We start from the raw sequence: 1,290 nt of genomic DNA on the forward strand, positions 1-1,290 counted from the left end.
CTCGGCGCTCAGGTGCAGGCACCGCGCCTGCGGCAACGCCGCCTTCAGCGCAGCCCCCGCATCGCCACCCACCTCGCACAGCACCACCCAATGCGCGCCATAGGACACCGGCTCAGCCGCCGGCAGTTGCGCCTCCTGCCACGTCGGGCGCAGCAGCAGCGTCTCCACCTCGCCCTTCGCAGGCGCAGGCGCAGGCGCCGCAGCCTGCCCGGCAACGCTGTCCAGCACGCGGCTGCTGAAGCCGCGCAGTTGCACGCACACCCGACCTTCGGCGTCCACCAGCGACACGTCCAGCTTCAGCACCGCGTCGCCGATCGTGCTGCCCGCGCTCTGGCGCACCACCGCCACCGCCTTCTCCGGCACCGCCCCGTACAGCTCCACCGCCTCCACCGCGAACGGCAGCGACAGCCTGTCCTGCGGCTGCGCCAGCGCCAGTCCCATCGACGCCTGCAACACGCCATCCAGCAGGCTTGGAGGCAGCACGAAAGCCTTGGATGACTCGCTCACCTTGGACGGCAGCGCCAACTCGCCCACCGCCAGCAGCCGACCCGCTGCATCCTGCCCCACCCGGACTTCCATCAACGACTGGAACGTCGGACCATATTCGATGCCCATCCGCGCGAAGCCCGCATAGCACGCCTCGGATGCGAACACCTGCGGACACTGCGACCGCAGCCGCCCCAGGTCCTCGCGCGGCGCATCCGCCGGCGCCGCAACCCTCGCGCGCCCCTGCGCATGCACCCGCGCCTCCTCCTCGCCCGCGACCTGGGTGTACACCTCGAAGCTCACCGACCCACCGTCCTGCGGCACCAGCGCAATGTGCACCTCCACCGGCGCATTACCCACCACCACAGGCTGCGCGAACACCACCTGCTCCAGCCGCACGTCCCGCGCCTGCGACGCCGCGAGCTCCAGCGCCTGCACCACCGCCGCGCGCGCAAGCTCCAGGTACGCAACCCCGGGCAGCACCCGCTGCCCCTTCACCACGTGGTCGGCAAGGAAGAACTCCTCCCCCGTGAACACCGAACTGAAGCGCTGCACGACCAGGCTCGAGGTGTTGCGGTGCACGAGCGGATGCAGCCGCTCGCTGACGAGATTCCCCGACGTGGCCGCCGCCAGCTCTTCCGGCACCCAGTACCGTTCCCTGGCGAACGGATAGGTCGGCAAGCTGATCCGCCTCGGCGTCACTTCGCCGTCGTACAGCCGCGCCCAGTCGAACGCCAGTCCCCGCACCCACAGCTCGACGAGCTTGTGCAGCTTGCCCTTGGACAGCCACGCATCGATGGTGCG

The 1,290-nt window shown here is 70.5% G+C and carries 1 protein-coding gene; it reads right to left on the minus strand.

Features of this window, described 5'->3' with window-relative positions:
• On the minus strand, positions 1-1,290 hold a 1,290-nt coding region (locus BMY35_RS37500), incomplete at both ends, for a polyketide synthase dehydratase domain-containing protein (RefSeq protein ID WP_177213808.1).

The organism is Variovorax sp. YR750 (assembly GCF_900109805.1).
Classification (GTDB): Bacteria; Pseudomonadota; Gammaproteobacteria; order Burkholderiales; family Burkholderiaceae_C; genus Variovorax; species Variovorax gossypii.